General features: G+C 40.7%; 9 protein-coding genes and 1 pseudogene. 8 read left to right on the forward strand and 2 right to left on the reverse strand.

Going from position 1 to position 15,804, the window contains the following annotated elements:
- Positions 1-6 precede the first annotated feature (6 nt).
- Both sixA and ABKW31_RS03670 read left to right on the forward strand, forming a co-directional pair.
- Positions 7-504 carry a phosphohistidine phosphatase SixA gene (sixA, locus tag ABKW31_RS03665; protein ID WP_348614840.1) on the forward strand — a complete coding sequence of 166 codons (498 nt, stop codon included), beginning with the start codon at positions 7-9 and terminating at the stop codon, positions 502-504.
- 37 nt (positions 505-541) lie between these two features.
- Complete coding sequence (locus tag ABKW31_RS03670; RefSeq protein WP_348614841.1) at positions 542-733, forward strand: hypothetical protein; 192 nt, start codon at positions 542-544, stop codon at positions 731-733.
- Between the two features lie 27 nt (positions 734-760).
- Here the strand turns inward: ABKW31_RS03670 and ABKW31_RS03675 are convergent, their stop codons facing one another.
- Together ABKW31_RS03675 and ccsA are read right to left on the reverse strand one after the other, a co-directional pair.
- Complete coding sequence (locus tag ABKW31_RS03675; protein ID WP_348614842.1) at positions 761-2,068, reverse strand: CNNM domain-containing protein; 1,308 nt, start codon at positions 2,066-2,068, stop codon at positions 761-763.
- A gap of 68 nt (positions 2,069-2,136) precedes the next feature.
- Entirely contained in the window at positions 2,137-2,928 is a 792-nt protein-coding gene (gene ccsA / locus ABKW31_RS03680; RefSeq protein WP_348614843.1) for a cytochrome c biogenesis protein CcsA, read from the reverse strand.
- A 226-nt stretch (positions 2,929-3,154) separates the two neighbouring features.
- On the opposite strand from ccsA, the gene ffh reads away from it, so the two are divergent.
- From ffh to ABKW31_RS03710, 6 genes and pseudogenes are all read left to right on the forward strand, one after another.
- Positions 3,155-4,540: a signal recognition particle protein gene (ffh, locus tag ABKW31_RS03685; protein ID WP_348614844.1), complete on the forward strand. Its 1,386-nt coding sequence runs from the start codon at positions 3,155-3,157 to the stop codon at positions 4,538-4,540.
- A 346-nt stretch (positions 4,541-4,886) separates the two neighbouring features.
- Positions 4,887-9,389, forward strand: coding sequence for a PAS domain S-box protein (locus ABKW31_RS03690; protein ID WP_348614845.1), 4,503 nt, complete (start codon positions 4,887-4,889; stop codon positions 9,387-9,389).
- 309 nt (positions 9,390-9,698) lie between these two features.
- Positions 9,699-12,518: a trypsin-like peptidase domain-containing protein gene (locus ABKW31_RS03695; RefSeq protein ID WP_348614846.1), complete on the forward strand. Its 2,820-nt coding sequence runs from the start codon at positions 9,699-9,701 to the stop codon at positions 12,516-12,518.
- Between the two features lie 315 nt (positions 12,519-12,833).
- Positions 12,834-14,162 (forward strand): APC family permease, encoded by a 1,329-nt coding sequence (locus tag ABKW31_RS03700; RefSeq protein ID WP_348614847.1) that lies wholly within the window; start codon positions 12,834-12,836, stop codon positions 14,160-14,162.
- A 360-nt stretch (positions 14,163-14,522) separates the two neighbouring features.
- A pseudogene (locus ABKW31_RS03705) lies at positions 14,523-14,953 on the forward strand (hemerythrin domain-containing protein).
- A gap of 153 nt (positions 14,954-15,106) precedes the next feature.
- Positions 15,107-15,649, forward strand: coding sequence for a redoxin domain-containing protein (locus tag ABKW31_RS03710; RefSeq protein ID WP_348614848.1), 543 nt, complete (start codon positions 15,107-15,109; stop codon positions 15,647-15,649).
- Positions 15,650-15,804: the final 155 nt, after the last annotated feature.

Raw genomic sequence — 15,804 nt, forward strand, 5'->3', positions numbered from 1 at the left:
AAATTTATGAAATTAATTGTCATGCGTCATGGTGAAGCTGAACCCAGTAATATTTCAGATAAAGCCCGTAATTTGACCGCTTATGGCCAACGGCAGACTCAAACAGCAGGTAGCTGGTTGGCAAGTCATGTCATTGACAACAATACTATCAATGTGGCACTAGTGAGCCCGTTTACCCGCGCTCAGCAGACCTATGCGGGAGTTAGTTCGCAATTAAGTATTGAGCGTAAAGTCGACGTTGTTGAGCTCATACCTGAGGCTAAACCAAGACAAATGCACAAAGTATTAGATAATTTTTTAAGTAAGAATCCAGAAGTACAGAGCATTATCTTGATTAGTCATATGCCCCTCATTTGTTATTTACTCGATGAAATATTACTTACTCATCAAGGCACTTTGTTTGATACATCGAGCATGGCAATCATCGAATATGACTACAAAACAGGGCTGGGTGAGCTAAAAGCATTTTATCATCCATCTATGTATGATTCTGACAGTAACTAAACTTCAGATTTTTGCCTTAGTTACCGATAACCCTTTTATGAATACAAAAAGTCTCCCCGCCCATTTGCAAGAAGTGCTTGAACAGCATGTTGCGCAATCACAACTCACCGATAATGATGAGTTGCAGGATATTTTTGCTAAATTAAATTCGCTGAATAGCAAAGTAGAATTCTTAAAACTTAAAATAATACAAAATCGACAAAATAAGCTCTCGTCAGTGCAAAAATGACTACAGAGCCTATATTGTCTTTTATACTTAGCCAGACAAACTACTCGCGTCACGCCCGCTATCTGTGCGGTAAAGTTTTGGCATGACTCTGACTGTTTTAACCATATTATCTTTCATTTCAACTATTTCGATGGGATAACCGGCTAACCTTAAGCTGATATTGGCCTGCGGAATATCTTCGAGATATTCAAGTATTAAACCATTTAAGGTTTTGGGACCCTCTGTAGGAAAGTGCCAATCTAACTCTTTATTCAATTCCCGTACGTTAACACTGCCATCGATAAGCACGCTGCCATCTTGTTGCAAGTTTGCTTCTTTGCTGTGATCAGGTAAAAAGCTGGTAGTAAAATCACCGATGATCTCTTCAAGTATATCTTCTAAGGTTACCAGACCTTGAATATCACCGTATTCATCAACCACTAGGCCAATCCGCTCTTTTGCTGCCTGAAACTTATACATTAATGTATGTAAAGGGGTAGATTCTGGGGTGAAATAGATTTCCCGCACAGCGCGCAATAAACTGGCTTTGGTAAACTGATCTCTTGATAATAGGCGCAGGGCGTCTCTCACATGCACAAAACCGACTGCATCATCAATACTGTCTCGATACAACAAAACCCGTGTATGCTGGGCATTTACCAATCGTTTTTGAATATCTTTCCAATCATCATTGATATCAATAGCAACAATATCGCTGCGTGGCACCATAATATCTTCAGCGGTGACCTTTTCTAAGTCCAAAATTCCCACTAACATATCTTGGTGTTTTTTGGGGATCATGGCGCCTGCTTCAAATACGACTGTTCGCAATTCTTCTCTGCTTAAGCTGTCGCCACTGCCATCGGAGGGACTGATGCGAAACAAAGCCAATAGGCCGTTAGTAATGCCATTGACTAAATAGACAAAAGGATAAAATACCAATAACAAAGGTGCGAGGATAAATGAGCTGGGAAATGCAACTTTTTCTGGGTACAGGGCGGCAACTGTTTTGGGCGTTACCTCTGCAAAAATGAGTACTACGAAGGTCAAAATGACGGTGGTCAAAACAAGGCCCAATACATCATCGCCTAACAAGCGGCTACCAATAATACCTGCAATAATAGAGGCGGCGATATTAACCAAATTATTACCAATCAAAATAAGCCCGATTAATCGATCTGGACGATCAATTAATTTCCTGACCCTGATTGCGGCTTTGTTGCCCTCATTTTCAAGATGCTTAAGTCGATAGCGGTTAATTGACATCATGCCTGTTTCTGAACTTGAGAAATAGGCTGAAAATAAAATCAAAATGCCCAGTAGAATAAATAAACTACCGGTGGATATATCGTCCAACTAAAACCTTCCTATGCTATGACTGAATGATGAATGTAAGGGCTAATGCCACTCTATTCAAGAGACTTTTATGAGTTGATGATTACTTCACGCACAAATCGACTGCCAAAATAGGCCAAGGTCAAAAAAATAGACCCCACTATCGTAGCTGTAATTACGGGCTTGCCACGCCAACCGAACTGAACATGACCAAATAAAATAATACTGTAAATAAGCCACGCAATTAATGACAGCACTGTTTTGTGGGCTTGCTCTTTGCCAAACATGTTTTCTAAAAACATAAAACCACTTATTAACGATAAAGTCAGCAAAATGGTACCCACAAAAAGCAATTTAAATAAAATAGTTTCAACCGCCATCAAAGGTGGCAGCGATGAATGTAACAGAGAGGCTTTTTTCTCTTTTAAACGTAAATTGATGTAGGCTAATTGCATAGCGTATAAAAAAGCGATGCTCAAACACGCATAGGCTAGCAAGGCAAAGCCAATATGGATCAATAAAGCAGGTTTAATGTTGTAATGCATGATGTGCATGTCGGGTAACAAAGGTGTTAATAAGACTACGACAGCGGTAAAACCAAAGACGACAGGCAATAAAATGGTGTTGGGTAACTTAAAAGACGCAAAAAGCATAGTCATACTAATAAGCCAAGCGACCAGCGACACAACATTCATTATGCTCATGTTCTGCCCCGGCAAAATAATGACAGTATCCCATAAGATAAAAATATGGATGAGCAGTGCCATGGCCGCCAATATTAGTGCAAGAGGCTTTTTGGGTCCTGTGATGCTAAATAATCCGGCGACAATGATGCCCGCCGACAAGCTATAGATTACAAAACATATTAGCTCTAAAAGCATAGTAAAAACCTGATAGCAATCAACACCTAACACTCCGCCTGAAAAATTTGATTCTATAAAAACTAATGAGTAAATTACCATTATTTATCAGCGGTTGACACCGCTTTAATGCGCGATCAAGCAAGATAAAGATAAAGTTCTGTGAGAAAGTTAGATTGATTATTCTTATCTGCACGCTATTTCGCTATACTGGCTCTAATTTGACATTGTAGGTAACCATAGATTCATGTTTGAAAATTTGACCGAACGCTTGGGGAAAACCCTAAAAAACATCAGTGGAAAAGGCCGTCTTACAGAAGACAACATTAAAGATACCTTGCGTGAAGTGCGCATGGCATTGCTTGAAGCTGATGTTGCTTTGCCAGTTGTGCGCGATTTTATTGCCCAAGTAAAAGAGCGGGCCGTTGGCACTGAAGTCAGTAAAAGTTTAAATCCCGGTCAGGTTTTCATTAAAATAGTTCAATCAGAACTTGAAGCCGTAATGGGCCAAGCTAATGAGAAGCTCAACTTAGCTGCTCAGCCGCCTGCAGTAATACTCATGGCAGGTTTGCAAGGTGCGGGTAAAACCACCAGTGTTGGTAAGTTAGCGTCGTTTTTAAAACTACGTGAAAAAAAGAAGGTGTTGGTGGTTAGTGCTGACGTATATCGTCCGGCAGCCATTAAGCAACTTGAAACTTTAGCCACCGATTTAGACGTTGGATTTTTTCCATCAGACCTTAGCCAAAAACCGGTAGATATTGCCCTTGCTGCAATTAACCATGCACGTAAACAATTTTACGATGTATTAATAGTTGATACCGCGGGTCGTTTGCACGTTGACGGCGAAATGATGGCGGAGATCCAAGCCCTACACAAGGCTATCAAACCCATTGAAACCTTGTTTGTAGTGGATGCTATGACGGGGCAAGATGCGGCCAATACGGCTAAAGCTTTTAACGATGCGCTGCCTTTAACCGGGGTGATATTAACCAAGGCCGATGGTGACGCTCGAGGTGGAGCTGCACTTTCTGTGCGACATATTACCGGCAAACCGATTAAGTTCATCGGTATGGGTGAAAAGTTAGATGCCCTTGAAGCCTTCCATCCTGAGCGAATTGCTTCACGAATATTGGGGATGGGCGACGTCTTAAGCTTAATTGAAGAAGTTGAGCGGAAGGTTGATAAAGCTAAAGCACAAAAATTGGCGCAAAAAGTCCAAAAAGGTAAGGGCTTCGATTTACAAGACTTCAAAGAGCAGTTGGAGCAAATGCGTAATATGGGCGGCATGATGTCGATGATGGATAAAATGCCTGGTATGGGCAATATGTCGGCGCAAGTAAAAGAAAAAGCGAATGATAAATCTTTCAATCAAATGGAAGCGATAATCAATTCAATGACGGCAAATGAGCGCTCCAAGCCTGATTTGATTAACGGTTCGCGTAAACGTCGAATTGCTGCTGGCTCTGGTACACAAATTCAAGATATTAACCGTTTGCTTAAACAATTTATGCAAATGCAAAAAATGATGAAAAAAATGACCGGTGGAGGCATGGGCAAAATGATGCGTAACCTCAAAGGCATGATGCCGCCAGGTGGGCCTGGTGGTCCAGGTGGCATGTTCCCCAAACGGTAAATGTAAAACATAAAAACTCACCCTCAGCGGTGAGTTTTTTTGTGCATGGGTATTACTTTTACTACCTATATTAGCGTGTTGGTGATGTCAGTGAATTGCCTACGGTAAGTAAAAAGTAATCGCTTGCAGAATAGATTTCAAACGAGTTGTATGCATATTTGTTAAGGTAAAAGCAGGCTTTGCTATTAATGTTATCGTTGCGGCTCAATGGTTTACATTATGCCTAATACGTTTTTTTAATAGTCTTATAGTATTTTTAATAATACCTTTCTTTGATTTTGAATCTATCGTTTTTATTAATTTCAGCGTAGTCTGACCGGTGTTTTTAGTCAGAGTGGGAAGTGGCATGTTGAAGCCCTTATTGGTGAGACAATTAAATCGATTAATCTGTGGTGTCTTAGGCTTAGTTAGTCCAGCCAGTTTTGCTTTTGGCCAACAGGTGCTTGATCTTTCAGTAGAGCAAGTGAACCTCGGGATTTATGGCGTTGCGGGGCTTATCATTGCTTTGCTTCTTTTTATATTTCTGTTAAAAATCAAACAAGGCAGTAGTCGTCGCAAGTTAGCCGCCCAAGCCCAAGAGATAAACCAAACATTCGCTTTACTGGACAGCTTTAATGAAGCCAGCATTCACCTCGACCAAGCTGGCAAAATTATTTATCTCAACCGTGTCGGTTGTTATTTCCTAGGCAAAAAAACAGAAGATATTATTAATCGTGATTTCACTGACTTTTTTAGCCAACAAAACCTGTCTCAAATTGAAAGTAAGGTAAATGAAAATAGTCCAGGCAAAATTCAGATATTTGAACGTAATCGGCATTTAACCCTCGAGTTCAAGCGCTCAGCAGATTTTCTTCATCCAATAGCGATAGTCGTAACCATTGCCGATGTGACCAATAATCAACTAAAAATCGATAAACAGAGCGACGAAATTGAGCAGTATGAAAGCCGTTTAACCCTAACTAAATTGGGCAGAGTATGGCTTGATTTAGAAAAGAAAACTTATTTAGGTGACCACGTATTTGCCAATATGTTGCAACGCGATGTTAGCGAATTATCGGGTAATTTAGGCCAATTCGCAGCGCTTATCGAACACTCAGACTTGTTTGAATTTAACAAAACACTGGAAGAAACTAAGCGCCAGCCAACGGTTGAATGTCGATGTCACTTTAACAGTAAACAAGGGCCTATTTTAATTCAATTATTTGGCCGAGTATGTCAGGTTAACGTCAAGGGAGAGCCTGTAAGTATAGAATTTATGGTGCAAGACCAAAGCGAACTTGCTGAGCAAACTCGCCAAGCTGGGATCAGTGAAAATCTCACCAAAGCCTTACTCAATTCTTCTCGGCACGGGGTCTATTTACTCAACGATTTAAATCAAGTTGTTACTTGTAATACTGCTTTTGAGAGTTTATTTAGAACCAGTCAAAGTAAAATTATGTCACAGGACATCCACGATCTTGAATTCTTGCCGGAAGATATTCGACAACTTCATCCCAAAGCCGGTGGTGATATTCAGTTTTCACGCTTGGGTCAAAATAAAGAATTTACTATTAGCGCCTTGGACAAGAGTGTTCGTCATCTGCGCCTTAGCTTAAAATCTTACACTGATAAAAATGGTCATAAGGCCGGCATGGTAGGCATGATGGAAGACATCAGTGAGCTCAAAAAAGCCACATTAATTGCGCAAAAAGAGCGTAAGCGTTTTGATGACTTGCTCAATTTAGCGCCTTTGTCGATTGCGATCATGGACAGTCACGATAACTTAATACAAGGCAATCCTAGCCTCTTCAAACGTTTAGATACGACAGCCAAAGAACTCAAAAAAACTACGTTATATCAATTGTTTGCTGATCCTAATCATTCTGCCAAAGCCGCTAAAGAACTCAATAAAAATGGTAAACTTCATCAGTTTAAAGCGAACTTAAAAGATAACAATGGTAATACCTTAGCCAGTGAAATAAGCATAGATGTACTGGATACTGAACAACAAGAGTACTTATGTTGGATAGCCGATATTTCGGCTGAGCAATATCAACTACATAAATTCGAACAACTATTGGTTAATACCAGTGAACCCATGGCGATCTTGAGTGAACAAGGCTTTTCTCGCTTAAATGAGGCCGCCTGTGCGTTTTTTGATGTTGAAGATGAACAACAATTACTTGGCACCTTACCTAACGACGATGCCTTCAACAAAGATTCAGATACAGCTGAAGAATTAGCCAAACACATTGCACAAGTTAAACAAGAGGGACAAATGCAATCTCTGTTATGGGAGCATCAGGTCAATGGTCAGGCTTTACCTTGTCAACTAAGCTTAGTGCCTATTTTCAAAGCACAACAATGTGAAGCCATTCTATGTATCTGGAAAGATTTCAGAGCTATTAAAGAAGCGGAAAGAGCACGTCTTGAAGCCATTAACTTACATCAGGCTGCACAGCGCCAAGTGGCTGAAAAACAACAGCTACTTGAAAACAGTCAAGATTTACTGGCCAATAAAGCGAAGAGTTTAGTCGATACCCAAACGCAGTTGCAGGCAGCTCAGGTTGACTTGTCGGCAAAACAAAACACTATTTCAGACTTGCAACAAGCCCATCAAGATATCAGTAAGCAAATCCAACAACTGCAGCAAGAATATCAAAGCAGTCGCGATAAATTGGCACAAAGCCAAAGTGAAAATGAAGAACTTGCTAGCCAATTAGAAAGTTCGGTTTCAAAAGTACGCGGCTTACAAGAACAACGAAACCAAATTGCTGATGCCTTACAATATTCCGAACGTAAATATTCCGCAGTGCAAAATCAGCTAGCACAAAGTGAAAAAGTCACGCAAACCTTAAAACAAGAGCAGGTATTACAACAACAAAAAATGGCTGGGTTTATTGGTCAAATTGATAATCTTAAGCAGTCAATTACTCAGAAAGACCAACAAATTTCTGATGTGAGTGGCCAAATTAGCACCCTGCAATCACAATTAAGTAGCTCAGGTAGAACCACAGAAAAGCTGCGTGAGCTTTTGATAAATCAGCGCAAAGCAAGTGCTCAGGCCGAACAAGAAAGGAGAGAGTTAGAGTTAGCCTGTCACAGTGCCCAGTCTGAACTGTCGACTAAGGCCCGCCATGTGGAGCATTTGCAACATGAAATGCATAAGCTTGAAGAGATGAGCCATCAACAGCAAGGCAATATGCAGCAACAGCATGCTCAATTGCAGCAAGAATTGGCCGCTAAACAACAGTTGTTATCAGATACACAGCACAAGTTGGATGAAACCCAACAGGCATCGGCGCGCGATAAAATAGAAAAAGAGCAGCAGCAAGCCGTGCTAAAAAGTTTGCAAAACGAATTAGTTGAAATGGAACATTCCGTTCAACAACGCCAAGAACAAATTAATCAAGCGAATCAACAATTACAGGAACAACAAAGTCAGTTGCAAGCAGAGCTATTGGATAAACAGCAAAAACTGCAACAAAGTGAACTGATACTCAATGAGGCTAAACAACAAACTGATGCTGAGAAACAAGAAAAAGCCAAACAACAGGAAATTTTTGCACAATTACAACACGAATTAAGCCTGTTAAAACAGCGGGAGTTAGAGCAACAACAACTTATTATTCAAAGCGAACAACAATGGCAAGCGCAACAAGAGGCGCTGAAAAACGAAGCACAAATAAAACAACAAGAACTGCAAGAAACCCAACAAAAATTGGATGAAAAACAACGTTTGGCCGATCTAGAAAAACGCCAGCGCATAGAGCAGCAACATCGCTTAGAACAGCTTACTGTGGAATTAGCTGACGTTGAAAAACGTGCCGTTAAACAACAGGCTTTGATGGACGGTAATGAAGAGCAACGTCGCCAGTTTTTGACCGAAATTGAAGAACAAAAGCATCAATTGCAAATTGCCTTGCAACAAGCAGAGCAACAAAATATTGATATGAAAAGTAAACTTGACGGTAACTTGCGTGAGCTCGAACAAGCTGAGTCCCAAGTCAATCAAACCTTGTCAGGTGAACAGAAATTGCAAGCTGAGCTTAACGAAGCACGGCACGCTGCTGAAGACTTAGCTAAGCGTTTACAACAACAAGAGCAGCAAGAAACAGCCTTGCAAAAGCAGCTAGCTGAGCAGCAATTAGCACTTCAGGGTAGAGAGCAAAATATCCATGAATTGCAATCCAAACAAGCGGCCTTAACGGAAGAGTTACAGCAGGTACAGCAAGAATATAGTCAAAGCAAGCAAAGTTTGGATGATCAGGATGACAGCCAGTCAGAATTGAATAAACAATTAGAAAAGCTAGAATTGGAGCTATTGAATAGTAAAACTCAATTAGAACTAAAAGAAAAGTCTCTACAAGCCGCTCAACAACAAGTTGAAAGTAGTCAGTCACAACTTGCCCAGCAAGAACAAGCCTTGGTTGCCGCTCACAAAGTGGAGTTACAACAAGCTCAAGTTGAAGAACAACAAGAAGAGGCGCGTCCGGCTCCTCATTTCGCTCAATTACCTTTGCCTGCTAATCCCGAAGCCTGGTTTGATTTATTGCCCTATTTGCAAAAACAAACCAGTGCAGAGCCACTGCCTGTGGCACTCAATAAACTAATGGATGAGCTAGATTCCAACATCAAGCTTGCTGATGAGGCGATGAGTACCGAGGATCTTAGCAAAATTAAACTCAGTGTAAGGCAGCTATTAGCCCTCGCAAATAGAGTCAACTCTATGGCTTTAATTGATCAAGTCACGCGTTTAGAGGCTGATTGCACCCAGAGTTTGATAGACAACATCACGATTGCTTGGCCAAGTGTGAAGAAGTCGCTAATGACTACCCTACGGGTTATCTACTCACATTTACATGCTTAGTAGCTGAATGTTAAACAATACTGTTAGGGTCTGATTAGAAGCTTATTAGACGTGCACATATTTGCGCCAGTTAGTTTAGATATTAACTGGCCTAATTATTTTTACTTCACTTAAAAAAAGTCATTCATCCTTTTTTTCTAAGCTCGACAATAACATGCTTTTAATTGTTGAATTATATGGATTTTCACCCGGCATTTGATGTAGTAATATCGTCAAGTATGGTAAAGATGTTATACGGATGTGCCGATGGTATTGTACTTATTTGCCTGTCTAATTTTGAAAAACTTCATAAATAAAGGTGTAGAAGGGATGTTACTCAAAAATACAATAGTTTCTCATTGGCTCTGCTGCGGTTTATTGGCCACTGCCATGGTTTTACTGAATGCGTGCGGGCCCGAACAAAACGCCAAAAACTGGAATGATACAGTACAGTCAGTGTCGAGCGGAGTGGTCAGTATTTATATCGATGCACCAATGAGTTTCGACGGAAAATGGAATAGTAGTAGTTCTGCCACTGGTTTTATCGTAGATGCAAAAAAAGGCATTATTTTAACTAATCGCCACGTTGTCACTCCCGGTCCAGTGACAGCAAAAGCTGTATTAATAAATAACGAAGAAATTGACTTAACTCCCTTATATATCGATCCCGTGCATGACTTTGGATTTTATCGATATGATCCTGCTCAGATAAAATACATCCAGCCTCATGAATTTAGATTAAGCGATAAAATGCCGAATGTGGGACAAGAGATCCGCATGATAGGTAACGATGCGGGGCAAAAAGTGTCAATTTTAGATGGAACGATATCACGGCTTGACCGCGACGCACCATTGTATGGCAAGGGGCAGTACAATGACTTTAATATCTTTTATATTCAGGCGGCAACTGCATCGACGGGCGGATCATCCGGTTCTCCTGTGATCAACATTGATGGTGAGGTCGTTGCCCTAAATGCTGGCAGTCAAAATAATTCGGCCAATGCATTTTATTTGCCTTTAGATATAATTAAAACAGCCTTACAGCAGCTGCAAATCAACAAAAAGATTAGTCGAGGCTCGATTTTAAGCACATTCATATCTACTCCTTATGCAGAGTTAACGCGTTTGGGCTTAAGCGAAGAGCTTGAAAGTCAGTATCGCCTAGCATTTAGTGACCGCCAAGGCATGTTGGTGATTAGAAGCATTATTCCGGAGAGTTCTGCCGCAAAGTTACTCGAAGTGGGTGATATATTACTTGAGGTTGAACAGCAGCCAATTGCAGATTTTTCTGCACTAGAGACCATTCTGAATGAGCATGTAAATCAAGAGGTTGAAATTCAAGTATTGCGAAGAGGCAAAAGCTTGTCTGTCAGTGTTGAAGTCAGTGATTTAGATGAAACAAGCCCCTCCTCTCTAGTTAAATGGGATGGCAGCATATTTCATACTTTGTCTTATCAACAAGCTCGACATTTTAACAAAGCTATTCGAGGCGTGTATGTTGCTGCGTCGTCTGGTGGTTTCGAAAAAGCTGGCGTACCTAATAGAAGTGTTATAACTGAGTTTAATGGGGTAAGTGTTGATACCGTAGAAGAGTTACAAGTTCAGCTTAGCCAAATAGAAAGCGGTCGAAAAATTAATCTACGTTACTTCGATTTCGATACGCCAAACACAACAAATTATGCTCTAGTTGAGCTCCAGCGAACTTGGTTTGAACACAGTTATTGTCAAAAAGATCTTAAATTAGGCTACTGGCCCTGCATAGATACAGCAGCACCAGAAAATAAAGCTGCACCGGCAACTTTAGCGAATAAAAATAAGAATGTAATCGTCAGGGATATCGAAGACTCTTTAGTTAGAGTAAATTTCAACAGTCCATATGCAATCCAGGGACGCATGGGGAATGACAGTCGTGAAGGAACTGGGGTTATAGTCGATGTCGCAAAAGGCTGGGTTGTGGTTTCTCGAAGCATTGTTTTTAGTAAATTAGGTGATGTAAAACTGACCTTCAAAAATCGTTTAGAAATAGAGGGCCGAGTTGAGTATATTCATCCACTGCACAATTTGGCTTTGATCTCTTACTCTCCAGAAGATTTAGGTGATATACCTGTATCTCAACTACGTTTTAGTAACAAGCCAATGGTATCTGGCGACGCCATTGTGCAAACTGGACTCAATAACGAAGGTGTTGTTGAATATCGACAGACTAATATCGACACGGTGGATGAACTTTGGTTGCGGCAATTTACCGTACCACAATATATTGAAAAAAATATTAAAGTCGCTTATTTGGTTAATCCCAATACCGTCATTGATGGGGTGATAGCTGATGCCGATGGCGATGCACTGGCGCTGTGGACATACTTTGAAGAGAGTAACGAAAATGGTAAAGATCCCAATTATATTTTGGCGGGTATGCCGATTCATTACGTCAAAGAATTAATTGCCTTAGCCAGCGGTGAGCGTGAGGTTTTTTCATTCGATTTAAGGTTGAGTCAGATTGCACCTGTTTACGCGCTGCAAATGGGCTTACCTGAAGAATGGTGGTTAAAATTACAAGAGCAAAACCCCACTGAAAACAAACTATTGGTAGTCGTAAATGTGCCGGTTAGTGCGAAAAGTGCCAATTTTCTTAAGCGCGGAGACATTTTGTTAGAGGTTGATGGTGTTGCCGTTTCATCCTTTAAACAAGTCGAAACTCTGTCGCAAAAACCGCTAGTCAGTGTCACCTATTTTAGTGAGGGACAGGTTAATTCTGTGCAAATACAAACCAATCTGTTAACTGGCAATGATATCGAACAGGTATTCTTTTGGTCAGGACTGTATTTGCATGCACCGCACCGAGCTGCTCAGTTGCAAGGAAACGTTAGTGCCAGCGGAGTGTATGTTGCTAGTTATCAATTTGGTTCACCGGCAACGCGTTACGGTATGTATGCAATGCGACGTATAATTGAAATTGACGGACAAACCATAGCAACCACAGATGATTTTGTTGCAGCAGTTAAAGGTAAAGCACATCAAGCATCGGTATTAATTAAGTCGATGGATTTTAGCAATGTGCCTACGGTTACTACCCTGAAATTAGATAAACATTATTGGCCATTTTACGAAATGTCATATATCGATGGCGAGTGGCAAAAGGTCATGCATTAGAGAATAGCGTCAATAAAAAGAGATCCATTAGCTTCCCTAAGCAAAGAATTTGATAATTGTTTAGTTAGGTGTGTAGTATCGATTTTTGGCGGAGTAGTTCAGTTTCAGCTTTGACTTTTCTGTTGTTATTTAGGCAAAAAGAAATGGGTTCCTGTATACGACTAACGAAGATACTACAGTGTTACCGAGCACTCTGTTTAGTCGTCATATCACCTTTAAAATTTTAAAGTTGCCTTGTTTACGAAATGTTTCTTGTTGCAAGGCTCGATATGCATGCTATTGGATAGTCATTGTCTTACATGCTAGCCTATTTAGATGAATAAAGAAAAATCCACTGATTATGAAAAAGGGAGCTTAAGTCTAACTGGAGCGGTTTCGATGGGAACCGGTGTGATGATCGGTGCAGGAATATTTGCGCTGACCGGACAGATTGCCGATTTGGCTGGTACATGGTTTCCCTTGGCATTTTTTGTGGCGGCCATCGTCGCTAGCTTCAGTGCTTATTCGTATGTAAAGCTTGCTAACGCCTATCCCTCGGCTGGCGGCATCGCTATGTTTCTAAAGAAAGCCTATGGCCGTTCTTTGATGACAGGCGCATTAGCGCTATTGATGTATTTCTCCATGATTATCAACGAGAGCTTGGTTGCCCGGACTTTTGGTACCTATACCTTGCAATTGTTCAATGCTAAAGACAGAGATTGGTTGATACCCGCGCTTGGCGTCGGACTCTTGGTGTTTGCGTTTTTTATCAATGTGCTGAGCAATAAATTTATTCAGTCACTCTCTTTTGTTACGGCATTTATTAAGATTGCAGGTTTAGCCTTGCTGGCAATAGGTGGGCTTTGGGCCTCAGGTCTGAGCTTCGAAAGTACTTCAGTGGTCCCTCGCGAAACTGGTGTAAGTAGTTTCCTTGGTGCAGTCGCCTTAGGCATACTTGGCTATAAGGGCTTTACTACCATTACAAACAGTGGTGGCGAGATCAAAGAACCCCATAAAAATGTGGGCCGAGCTATCGTTATATCGATCTTAATTTGTACGGTACTCTATGTATTAGTATCACTTGCAGTGAGTGCCAACCTTTCTATCGACGAAATTGTTAAAGCTAAAGACTATTCTTTGGCCGAGGCGTCTCGCCCTGCTTTCGGCCAATACGGTCTCTGGTTTACTGTTGGTTTTGCAATTATTGCCACAGTGTCAGGTGTTATAGCTAGTGTGTTCGCCGTTTCACGCATGTTAGCTATGCTGACAAAAATGCAGCTCGTCCCTCATCGCCATTTGAATATGCCCGGCGACATACAAATGCACACACTTATCTACACGGTAGTTATTGCGATTGTGCTCACCATCTTTTTCGATTTAAGTCGTATCGCTTCACTTGGGGCAATTTTTTATATCATTATGGATATTGGAATCCACTGGGGTGTTTTCAAACATCTGCGCAAAGACGTCGAGGCAAATGCAGTCATTCTTATCACGGCTATCGTGCTTGACGTCATCATATTGATTTCATTCCTGTGGGTTAAAGTGCAATCAGACATGCTGGTGGTCTGGGCTTCTTTGATCGGACTTGCTGCTATTTTCATCGGCGAAAAATATTTTCTTAAGTTACATAAAAATGATGACGAGGATCCAAATTATATATAGTAATTATCCAATATAGCTCGGATAAGGCCTGTCCACGAGTTCCGTAGCGGCGTTAATCGCTTATTGCAAAATAGATAATTTCTTAGTTTTCCAGTCCAATTTAGCCAATTTTGATGGCCCTCTCTTTAGTTTCTCTTCAGCTCAATTACATAAATATATGAATTGCATAAGGTCTGGGTATTTATCTAGTGAATACTATGAATTTTCTGCTTAGGTTATGTAGTTTTTTCATGTTTCATTTGATTTTCTGACGACTTAGTTATTACTAAACTTTAAATATCTATTAAAAACAATTGCTTAGGTTCTTGGCATGGTCTTGGCTTTGTTCTCCTAGGTAATTAATCGAACAGGAGTAAAAGTATGGAAATCTTTCAAGCTATTCGCAAAGATCACGAAAAACAAAGACTCTTGATGAAAATTTTGGTCGAAACTTCAGGTGATTGTGAAAGTCGTCAAGATTTTTTTCACAGCTAAAAGAAGAGCTTAAGCAACACGCAAAAGCAGAGGAGCGACATTTTTACTCTCCTTTAATGGAATCTAATGCAACGATTGAAGAGTCTAGGCACGGTATTGCTGAGCATCATGAGATAGAGGAAATAGTAACTAAGCTAGAGGAGACTGACATGAGTTCTTCTGCTTGGCTGCATTATATGAAGAAGCTGCAAGAGCTTGTTCTCCATCACTTAGATGAAGAGGAGCAGACGTTTTTTAAACATGCAGATGCCGTGTTTGGCGATAAACAAAAGGATGAGTTAGCCAACGATTATGAGCACGAGATGAAGCATCATTGATAATGAAGAGGCATTGGGTTGAACCCAATCCCCCCGAATATGAAAAATATTGGTGGACGATCAAACGTATCGCCAGCGACACAATTATGATGACAAAATCGAAGAGAAGATATTGGTCTCAATTGATTATTCTTCTCTTCGGTCGGAGGTTAAATGCAAAATTTGAAATTAAAGGCGGGAGAGCGATTTCCACACATTGAAGTAAAGACACAGGACGGGCGACTTATTCCCTTGGTTAATGTCAAACCCCAAGCTTCGCTAGGAAAGTGGACCTTGGTTGTTGTTTACAGAGGACAGCATTGCCCTATCTGTTTAAAATATCTGAACGAGCTTGAGCTTTTCACTGGTCGCCTTGGGGCTTTAAATATTGATATTGTTGCGGTGTCTGCTGACAATAAGCAGCAGTTGGAGCAGTTTAAGGTCAATGGCTTAGATACAAGTTTTCCTATTGCTCTAGAGTTGCAGTTGAAAGATATGAAAAAATTGGGACTTTATATTTCAGAGCCTACTAGTGGTTCTGAAACCGCTCATTTGTTTGCGGAACCTGGTTTATTTTTGGTCAATCCTAAAGGTGAAACGACAATGATTGAGATTGCAAATGCGCCTTTTATTCGGCCTAACATTGATCAATTTGTGACTGGATTGGAGTTTGCATTAGAAAATAGCTATCCAATACGCGGTACACATAGTTATTAGTACGCACCGTCATTGGAGATGTAGGCGAGGCACAAGCCTCGCTTTCACGTTTTTGTCGCTTATTCAAAGATGTGCTTAAAATCTATGAGATAAACTAACTGACCTAAGATATTTCAACTTAGGTTGCAAAACTCACTTTCCAATATCTGACCAAC

This window comes from Paraglaciecola sp. 25GB23A (genome assembly GCF_040012495.1).
Taxonomy (GTDB): domain Bacteria; phylum Pseudomonadota; class Gammaproteobacteria; order Enterobacterales; family Alteromonadaceae; genus Paraglaciecola.

Excerpts from the sequence above, each read along its gene's own strand:
- sixA (WP_348614840.1), top strand. The coding sequence starts at position 7 with ATGAAATTAATTGTCATGCGTCATGGTGAAGCTGAACCCAGTAATATT.
- ABKW31_RS03670 (WP_348614841.1), top strand. The coding sequence starts at position 542 with ATGAATACAAAAAGTCTCCCCGCCCATTTGCAAGAAGTGCTTGAACAG.
- ccsA (WP_348614843.1), bottom strand. The coding sequence starts at position 2,928 with ATGCTTTTAGAGCTAATATGTTTTGTAATCTATAGCTTGTCGGCGGGC.
- ffh (WP_348614844.1), top strand. The coding sequence starts at position 3,155 with ATGTTTGAAAATTTGACCGAACGCTTGGGGAAAACCCTAAAAAACATC.
- ABKW31_RS03690 (WP_348614845.1), top strand. The coding sequence starts at position 4,887 with ATGTTGAAGCCCTTATTGGTGAGACAATTAAATCGATTAATCTGTGGT.
- ABKW31_RS03695 (WP_348614846.1), top strand. The coding sequence starts at position 9,699 with ATGTTACTCAAAAATACAATAGTTTCTCATTGGCTCTGCTGCGGTTTA.
- ABKW31_RS03700 (WP_348614847.1), top strand. The coding sequence starts at position 12,834 with ATGAATAAAGAAAAATCCACTGATTATGAAAAAGGGAGCTTAAGTCTA.
- ABKW31_RS03710 (WP_348614848.1), top strand. The coding sequence starts at position 15,107 with ATGCAAAATTTGAAATTAAAGGCGGGAGAGCGATTTCCACACATTGAA.